Source organism: Clostridiales bacterium (genome assembly GCA_030016385.1).
Lineage (GTDB): Bacteria > Bacillota > Clostridia > Clostridiales > Oxobacteraceae > JASEJN01.
In genome coordinates this window covers 1-9,195 of record JASEJN010000087.1, presented here as the reverse complement: position 1 = coordinate 9,195, position 9,195 = coordinate 1, and the positions used below count along the sequence as shown (strand labels likewise).

Below are 9,195 nucleotides of genomic sequence, written 5' to 3'. Positions count from 1 at the left end.
AAAACTTGAATCTGGCGAATGAGTGTTCAAAATAACATAAGTTCATATTGCGAATTGAAGATATAATTTATATACGCCCCTGCAAATCCAAGTTGAAATATTAAGTTCTTTATGAAATTTGCCGTAAATTATACTGCCGATTGTTTTTTTAAAGGTGAATCTGGTGAAAGTCGTCTTTTAAAATAGCGCAAATTCAAAAATTGAAAGTTTGCGAATTGGAGCAGAATGTATGCCTGCACTTGGAAAATATTGCAAGTATGCTTTGCTTATATGACAGCATAAAGAAGGTGGACAATATTACAGAGAGAACTGAAAAGCATGGCGTGAAGTATAAAAACAAAATTTTTTTGAGCTTGACAATTACGTTGATATCGGCGGTTCTTATAATGGTTATTTGCGTAGAATTGTCTATAATCAAGAACCTTGGATATTTCGAAAATGAGAATATAAACAATATAAATAATGGAGGGACTGCTGCCAACGATATTGCATCTGATAAAAAAGATAATGAGCGCTCCCTTAAGGTTATTAAAGAGATAAAGGATGTGCCTGTTATAAGCCAGATGCCTGAACTTCCATCGGGATGCGAGGCAACAGCGCTTACTATGCTTTTAAACTGGTCGGGGGTGCATGTAGGAAAAGTTGGCGTAGCAAGAAATATTCCCAAGGCATATCTTCCGGTATTGAAAAATGGAAAGATGTACGGCAAGAGTCCAAATGAAGCTTTTATAGGCGATCCATTTTCAAACGGTTTTGGCGTTTATCATAAAGCGATTGCCGATATAATAGATAAATATCTGCCAGGTAAGGGACTTGATGTAACAGGTATATCTTTTCAGAACCTTCTCGGCATCATTGACAGCGGAAGGCCTGTCATTGTGTGGACGACAAAGGATTTAACAGAGCCATTCCTGTCAACAATATGGACCGATGGGAACAATAACACCGTTTACTGGATAGCTCCCGAGCATACATATCTTTTAACAGGGTATTCCGACGGCGATGTAATTGTTAATGATCCGTATTCAGGACAAAGACGGGCATATCCCATTTCAAAATTCAAAGATAAATGGGAAATATATGGCAGACAGGCTGTAACAGTATCCGGTTCAATAAAGGGTAAGGTCGTTGAAACGGACTTGAGCAGCTTCTTAAATGCTAAAAGCAAGAAGTAACCGTTAACTTTTCAGCACTTTTGCGCCCTGACTTATAAATTCCTTTTGCCATTTGTTCGTATACTTTCCCGTAGCCCATTCTGCCATTACGGCTGTTTCCTTGTCATTTAGCTTTACTTTTCTAATCGGCATCTTGGATAATGTTCCGTTATCGATGGTATATATATAAATATTGGTATTAGTGAGTATTATCGCCATATCCATGTTTGGCGATGTATAGATGTCTACCGCATCAGGAATTTTTAATTTTACGACGTTCCACGGTACAAAAAGTTCATCATATGATACCAGTATTTTCGGAGGTATTGTATTTATATAAAAATCTCCCTTGTCGGAATTGTTCAGTTTTCCCTTAAGTACCCAATGGCCGTTTCGCCTTACCACAGCGAAGTTTTCTTCATCTATACTGCCTGCATCGTCGTTTTCCGATAGTGATGTGAGATACCTTTTGCCGCTGTCAAACAGGGCGGCTTTTCCTGTGTTTCCTGCAATATCGGATATTTTAACGGCCCTTATATTTTCTATGTTATCTATGGGTAGCATTCTATAATATATAATACCGGAAACATCGGTATTTTCCGTAGAAATATAATTATTTCCGACATATAAAATATCCTTGTATGCATTCGTTTTATGAAGGTATAAATCCATAGCTGCGCTGTCATAGATATTTCTTCCTACAGAGTCTGCAATTATTCTGCTTGTAATCCTGCCGCCTGTATTATTCTGTTTTACATTTACCGTCCAGAAGCCGCTTTTTCTCGGAACAAAAAGCCCTTCTGTTTCATATACATTGCCGGATATTTTATTGGAGGATGATATCCACAGCGTCCTGTAGGAGTATTCGGCATCGGAAGACTTTTTATGTGATTTAAGGCCGAGGAGTATTCCTGAATATTCGCTTCCGCTGCTGAACCTGTCTGAGCCCAATACGTTTTTGCCTTTTTCATTAAGTTTGCTTGAATCGATATTTACTTTACCGGAAACCTTTTTGAAATATAGAAAAGTGCCGTTTACATATGTTATTATCTCAGTATCGCTGTATTTTATGAATTCATAGAAAAACTGGTCCTTTGCTGTAACCGTTATGACCTGTATACTGGGCGATGTTATGCCAAGATAACTCGCATTCGTTTTGTATTGATACAATAGATAATCGGAAGCATCTACATTTTTTACCTTGTATAAGGGCTTTATACATGACTCATCTCCAACGACTGCGACTTTATCGTCAAATACCGCTGCTTTTCCTATCATATTCTCAGCCTTATATGATGTCGAATTTTTTGATGCTCCTTTTTTATATTTTTCAACCTTCCAAGTGCCTTCGATCGGTATATCTTTATTATCAGGCGGCAGTATTTTTTTGTCAGCACTTATATCTGAAGGCATACAGGATGCAAGAAAAAACATCAAAAGCAAAAATAAAAAAATACTAATCCTTTTCATTTTCCTGCTCCTCTCTATCGACTGGGAGTGTGACATAAACTTCAGTCCCTTTGTTTTCCTCACTTTTTATTTCCAAACTGCCATTATGCAGTTTTATGATTTCATCGCATATTGAAAGTCCGAGTCCCGTTTTTGATTTGCTGTTTTTACCTTTATAAAATTTCTCTTTAACATAAGGAAGGTCTTCCTCTGATATTCCACAGCCGTTATCTTTTATACAAATTATAATATTGCCTTTATCCTGCCTTGCAGAAAATTCAACTTTCCCATCATCGGATATAAATTTAAAAGCATTATCAAGCAAATTTATAAACACCTGTTTCAACCTGTTCTCATCTCCCAATATCGATGGGAGGCTTTTAGGATATGTTACATCGAATTTTATATTTTCTGCATTTGCCCTTGGAGATAATTGTTTTTCTACATGCTTCATGATATGGATGATATCGACTTTTTCGAGATTTAACGTTATTTTTCTCGAAGAAAGCTTTGAAAAATCCAGAAGTTCCTCGACCATATGTGTCAGCCTGTCGCTCTCCTTTTCGATTATTTCAAGGCCGTCCCGTATAAGAGGCTGATCCTTAAGATCATCGGTATTTAAAGTTATTGCCCAGCCCTTTATAGATGTCAACGGCGTTCTAAGTTCATGGGATATGGACGAAATAAATTCATCCTTCATTTTTTCTCTTTTTAATATTTCTTCTGCCATATAGTTTAAAGTATCCGAAAGCTTGCCTATTTCATCATCATATTTTTTTATGCTTTTAACCGACAGTTTTCCATCAGCCATCTTTTCGGCCGCATTCGTTACCTCTCTCAATGGTTTTATGATTGTATCGGATAAAAATATGCTGACAAGCCCGGATATGAAAATGACAAAAAGACCTGCCCATATAAAGACCATGGACACCTTTTTTATTGCTTTGTTTACCTCTTTAAGGGATGTGATAAACCTTAGCACTCCGATAGTCCTGTCATCGGATTTCAACGGATATGATACTGCCATGGCATCCTCGCTGCCGTTTATTTTACCTATCCATTTACCTTTTAAACCTTGGGCAGCTTTCTTGAAATCAGATGACTGAACCGTTGCCAAAGGCACGCCGATTGAATCCATAAGTATGTTGCCTTTAAGGTCGATCACCTGTACCTCGGCATTTGTCTGCTGCCAGAAAACATCAACATTGTCTATAATGTTATCTTCAAGGGATGATGATGATAGATATCTGTTGTAAAAGTCAGCGGAAAATTTTATCTGATTTGTCATAACTTCTTCAACGTTATTATAATAATACTGTTTCACGGAATTTATCAAAAAGATTTCGAATATCACAACAGTTATTACTATAACGAATACAAAATTTCCAACAAGTCTTACTTTAATGCTTCTCATAATCTTAAGCTAACTGTTTCCACCTCTCCATCTGTACCCGGTGCCCCATACGGTTTCTATATATACAGGTTTTCCGGGCATATCTTCGATTTTTGCCCTGAGGCGGCGTATATTGACATCCACTATTTTGGGATCTCCAACGAAATTGTAACCCCAAACTTCATTTAGGAGGTCATCACGCTTTAATGCTCTGGATGGATTTTCCATGAAAAGTTTGATTATAGAATACTCTGTAGGTGTAAGTTCTATGATTTTTTCCCCTTTATATAATGTTTGAGAATAAGTATCTATCCTGAAAGGCGGACTTTCAACTATTCTCCTGTCGCTATCGGGTTTTTCTATTCTGCGGATGAGGGATTTAACTCTAAGCACAAGTTCCATAGGGTTAAAGGGTTTTACCATATAGTCGTCGGCACCGTACTCAAGTCCCATTATCTTGTCCATATCCTGGCTCTTTGCTGTTAGCATTATTATGCCGATTCCGGGGAATTCCTTTCTCAATATACGGCATACTTCAAAGCCGTCGATACCGGGAAGCATTATATCCAGTATTACAGCATCTACATGATCTGAATGCACTGCTTTTATTCCTTCTTCGCCTGAAGCAGCTTCCAAGACATAAAAGTTATTCCGGATCAGGTTTACTTTTATAAATCCCCTTATGGAACTTTCATCTTCGATAATGAGTATGTGCTTCTGCATGTTTTGCAAAATATCACCCCTGATTTAACTACTGTTTCTTAACCGGTACCACATCATCATATATAAAGTCATGAATCTGATCTTTTGTTGTTTCAGTATCAAATGCAAGATACCAGATTTTATTTATCGTCTTACCCTGCCAGTAACCATCTACCGGGAATCTCTGCTGCTCTATTGAAGATATGCCCTTTGAAAAAATTTCAAGCCCCAGATTAATTATATCGGTTTTGTCAAAGCTAGTTTCAACAAAAGGCAGCATTTTAAGGGCAATATAGGAATACTTCAGGGGTCCGGCATCTTTTATTTTGTTAAAAAGAATCGATAAGACCTCTCTCTGGCGTTCCGTTCTGTCAAAATCGCCATTTCCTACATATCTTATTCTAACATATCCTAATGCCTGTTCACCAGTCAAGTTTTGCATACCTGGTTTTTTTATATAATGGGGTTTTCTCTTTTTTATCATCGAGGTTTCTCTTATGCAGGTATTTATCCAGGGTATTTCATTTTTTTTAACATTTATATCCACGCCGCCAAGTGCATCTACCAGCTTTTCAAGTCCGAAAAAGTCGACATATACATAATCCCTTATGTCTAAATTGAAAGTTTGATTCAATGTCTTTATCAAAAGCTGTGGGCCTCCGTATGCATATGAGTGGTTTATTTTAGTATTGCCGTAACCGTATACGCTAACGTAAGCATCGCGCATTATAGATGATATTTTTATTTTTTTATGCACTTCATCGATTGTAAGGATTATTATAGCATCAGCCCTGCCTGTATCATTTTTCGATCTCTTATCACCGCCCATAAGGGCTATATTGATTACCCTGTCGTTATCTTCTTTCACAGGAGGCGTGTTTATTACATCTGGAATATAATTGGTATTTTTATTTATTCCAAGGTCACTGTCATTTTTGGATATTTTCTTTATGTTAACTTTACTGAACGCAATATACCCGTAAGCAAACACTCCCACTAAAATTATTGACAATATGATCGCGGTAAATAATATTATTTTTTTGGTCTTCATTATTAGCACCCCATTTTATAAATATAAATACCTTTCTAAATACAGAATATATTTTTTATTCATTCATGTTGTTACAAAAGAATAAATATAACATTACAAATCGGTAACAAATGCGAGTGTATATTTATTTTATTATCCTCATGTTAGCCTGTACTTCTCCAATTCGCAATATGAAATCAGCATAAATAGAATTATGTTATTTTGAGCGACGAATGAGCATTATGAAAGTTTTGATAAGTTCTCGGCCTGCTGCCGCATAAGAATCCTTAGAGCTTTTGATTGTCTGAGTGGAACGAATTTCAAAAGCTCTTGGATTCTCAAGGCCGCAGACCTTAGAACTTACAAAACTTGAATCCGGCGAATGAGTGTTCAAAATAACATAAGCTCATATTACGAATTGAAGAGCCTGTACTTCTAAATAGTTGTTATGGTTCTTCAGGTCTGATATAATATATAAAACAGATGACAGAAGGTATTTTATATATGAGACATGCCAATCTCATTTTAATTATATTTATGTTGCTATTCTTGCTTGGTACAGGCTGTTCTATGGGCAACAAAGCTGCAAGCCATGCCGCAGCGAAAGTAGGCAATATTGTGATAACCGTAAATGGTGTACAATCTTTTAAACAGGAAAGAGCGGACAAAATGACGGATAGACAGGCACTTGATATAATAATTGAAAGAAGCCTGTTGTTTCAGGAAGCTCAAAGGCAGGGTATTGCCATGACTTTAAGCGAAGCAAAGGAATATGCAAGAGGCCAGAGGAATATCCTTGAAGAGAATAACAGTAAAGAAACAAAAAAGTCTATAATGGATCTGATAAAAAGGTTAAACATAACATATAACAGATACTGGTCCGATTATGCTCCAAAAGGATATATGAAAGCTGTTTCCGAAAGCAGGATGAAAGAGAAGTTTATGGATGAAATATTAAGAGGGATAACTGAAAAATATCCTTCATGGGGCGATAAGCAAATAGAGGATGAGGCAAAAACAGCTTACAATAAAAAGATAAGCGAACTTAAAAAACAATATAAAGTAAAATATTATATAAACTGACCTATTTATAAATGGTTTACGAAAGAGGGAATATTTATGACAAATACAGTTCCGACGAGGGAAGAGGCATTTAAACTTTTAAAACGATATACCAAGAGCGATAGTCTCATAAAGCATGCGCTGACTGTCGAATCCGTCATGCGCCACTTCGCGTCGTTATATAATGAAGATCCTGAAAAATGGGGAATAATAGGTTTGGTACATGATCTGGACTATGAGATGTATCCCGAGCAGCATTGCATAAAAGTAAAAGAGATATTGGAGGGGGAAAACTGGCCGGAGGATTACATAAGGGCAATACAAAGCCATGGTTTTGGAATATGCTGTGATGTCGAGCCGAAAGAAACCATGGAAAAGGTGCTCTTTACGATAGATGAGCTTACAGGCCTTATAACTGCAACGGCCATCATGAGGCCGAGCAAAAGCGTGTTGGATTTAACAGTAAAATCTGTAAAGAAAAAATGGAAGCAAAAGAGTTTCGCAGCCGGTGTAAACAGGAATGTAATCAAAGAAGGTGCGGAAAAACTCGGGATGGACACGGAAAAGGTTATAGAAGAGACGATAAAGGGAATGCAGTCGGCTGCCGCCGAGATAGGACTTAAAGGGGAGCTTTAGTGAAGCTTTATGAACAGTAGGCTTCTTTCCTTGAAGTTTTTAGCATTCGATTTATCAGGAGCAAGAGGTCAAAAGTTAGCTTTTGGCCTCTTGCTTCGCCTTTTTTATATAAGTATTTCCGTCGATAAGCATTAAAACAGACAGGGGCTTTACGATATAAAATGTATAGTTCCAATCCTGGCGTATATCCCTTATGGGTATCGTATAGATACTAACATCTGATCCAGATGGCTTTATTTTAAATGAATACTTAGACGGGGCAATACTTATATAATCGGTGGTGTCCTTGTAAAGTATGCCGTTAAATATATATTTCCCGTCATGCGTTATCATATCGACCATCGGGGCGTCCTGGCATAAGTTCGCTGCCCTTATGCCTGATTTGCCTTTTTCTATAGATGGCTTGGTGTCTCGTATAATAATAATTTCTCCCTTATTGTCACCTATAACAGCTATCGTATAAATCATATCAGGTTCAAAAGCATATATAGTATCGGCTGCAGGATTTGACATTTTGCCTGAACGGTAAATATTTATCCTATATTGCCTTGATTGTATGATCATATATGGTGTAAATTTTTTCTGCCCCAGTGATCTTGTAAAAATACGGCCGTTCCCGTATACGTCGATTTTTTTTGAGCTGTTATAAGCATTGATAATTCTTATAAATGATACAGGGTCATCCCCAGGGGGTTTTGGCATATATGAATTCATCGGCCTGTATGCTAGAAAATCAAACATTATAAAACACCTTCAGCTTTTTTCTACATAACTATTATATGATTCAAGGTCTGATAGATTTATAGTTTTTATGCAATTCTTCAAATAATCTGCATGTGTCCATTACAAACTGAAAATTAATCTTTGTAATAATTGTTACTGCAAGTAAAAAATATGTTATTATAATAGAGTGAATATTTTATAAATAGAGGTGTATATTTTGATTGATATTAAAAGTAAGGATGAGATAGCCCATATGGCAGAGGCAGGAAAGATTCTCGCTTCGTGTCACAGGGAACTTAGAAAAATAGTCAGAGAGGGAAGAACCACTTTGGAAATAGATAAGTTTGTTGAAAAATATATAAGGGACAGGGGAGCTATTCCTGAACAAAAGGGCTACATGGGTTATCCTTATGCTACATGTGCATCCGTCAACGATGAGGTTTGCCACGGTTTTCCTAATAATGTACCTCTCAAAGATGGGGACATAGTAACGATAGATATGGTTGTAAACTTAAACGGATGGCTTGCGGATTCAGCTTGGTCGTATGCCGTCGGCAATATATCGGATAGCGCGAAAAAACTATTAAAGGTTACTAAGGATTGCCTTTATATAGGGATAGATAAAGCTGTTGTCGGGAACCGAATAGGTGATATAGGATATGCAATCCAGACTTATGCGGAATCAAAAGGATATTCTGTCGTAAGGGATTTTACAGGGCATGGTATTGGAAGGATAATGCATGACGATATTGTTGTCCCCCACTATGGTATTCCCAAAAGGGGTCTAAGGCTAAAAGAGGGCATGACGATTACGATTGAGCCCATGATAAATGTCGGAGTATACGATGTCACTATAGATGATAACGGATGGACTGCAAGAACAGCCGATGGTAAACTATCTGCTCAATATGAACACACGATTGCTATCACAAAAGAAGGGCCGGTTATCCTCACTGATCAGGACAATCTTTAAGCTGATTTTTTTTACATGATAAATTAATCTGTTGTGCTAACTGATTATTTAGGGTATTAAGGAATATTATGGT

General features: G+C 37.0%; 9 protein-coding genes. 4 read left to right on the top strand and 5 right to left on the bottom strand.

Translation table 11 applies throughout. The features are described from left to right. Nucleotides 1-215: 215 nt before the first annotated feature. Nucleotides 216-1,175, top strand: a complete 960-nt coding sequence (locus QME45_13890; GenBank protein MDI6619721.1) for a C39 family peptidase — start codon at nt 216-218, stop codon at nt 1,173-1,175. 3 nt (nt 1,176-1,178) lie between these two features. Here QME45_13890 and QME45_13885 read toward each other — a convergent pair whose 3' ends face one another. From QME45_13885 to QME45_13870, 4 genes are read right to left on the bottom strand one after another with little or no spacing between them, the layout of a single operon-like run. Beyond that, entirely contained in the window at nt 1,179-2,624 is a 1,446-nt protein-coding gene (locus tag QME45_13885; GenBank protein MDI6619720.1) for a hypothetical protein, read from the bottom strand. After that, nucleotides 2,611-4,017, bottom strand: a complete 1,407-nt coding sequence (locus QME45_13880; protein ID MDI6619719.1) for a HAMP domain-containing sensor histidine kinase — start codon at nt 4,015-4,017, stop codon at nt 2,611-2,613. The genes QME45_13885 and QME45_13880 overlap by 14 nt, the downstream gene beginning before the upstream one ends. Before the next feature lie 9 nt (nt 4,018-4,026). Then, nucleotides 4,027-4,719, bottom strand: coding sequence for a response regulator transcription factor (locus tag QME45_13875; GenBank protein MDI6619718.1), 693 nt, complete (start codon nt 4,717-4,719; stop codon nt 4,027-4,029). A 28-nt stretch (nt 4,720-4,747) separates the two neighbouring features. Then, a complete protein-coding gene (locus tag QME45_13870; protein MDI6619717.1) occupies nt 4,748-5,749 on the bottom strand; it encodes an LCP family protein in 1,002 nt (333 codons plus the stop codon). A 549-nt stretch (nt 5,750-6,298) separates the two neighbouring features. Between QME45_13870 and QME45_13865 the strand changes: the two genes are divergently transcribed. Next, nucleotides 6,299-6,811 (top strand): hypothetical protein, encoded by a 513-nt coding sequence (locus QME45_13865; protein MDI6619716.1) that lies wholly within the window; start codon nt 6,299-6,301, stop codon nt 6,809-6,811. A gap of 36 nt (nt 6,812-6,847) precedes the next feature. Then, a complete protein-coding gene (locus tag QME45_13860) occupies nt 6,848-7,426 on the top strand; it encodes a hydrolase (protein MDI6619715.1) in 579 nt (192 codons plus the stop codon). A 75-nt stretch (nt 7,427-7,501) separates the two neighbouring features. Here QME45_13860 and QME45_13855 read toward each other — a convergent pair whose 3' ends face one another. Next, nucleotides 7,502-8,167 carry a DUF4397 domain-containing protein gene (locus tag QME45_13855; protein MDI6619714.1) on the bottom strand — a complete coding sequence of 222 codons (666 nt, stop codon included), beginning with the start codon at nt 8,165-8,167 and terminating at the stop codon, nt 7,502-7,504. Between the two features lie 199 nt (nt 8,168-8,366). Between QME45_13855 and map the strand changes: the two genes are divergently transcribed. After that, a complete protein-coding gene (gene map / locus QME45_13850) occupies nt 8,367-9,122 on the top strand; it encodes a type I methionyl aminopeptidase (protein MDI6619713.1) in 756 nt (251 codons plus the stop codon). The last annotated feature ends 73 nt before the right edge of the window (nt 9,123-9,195 follow it).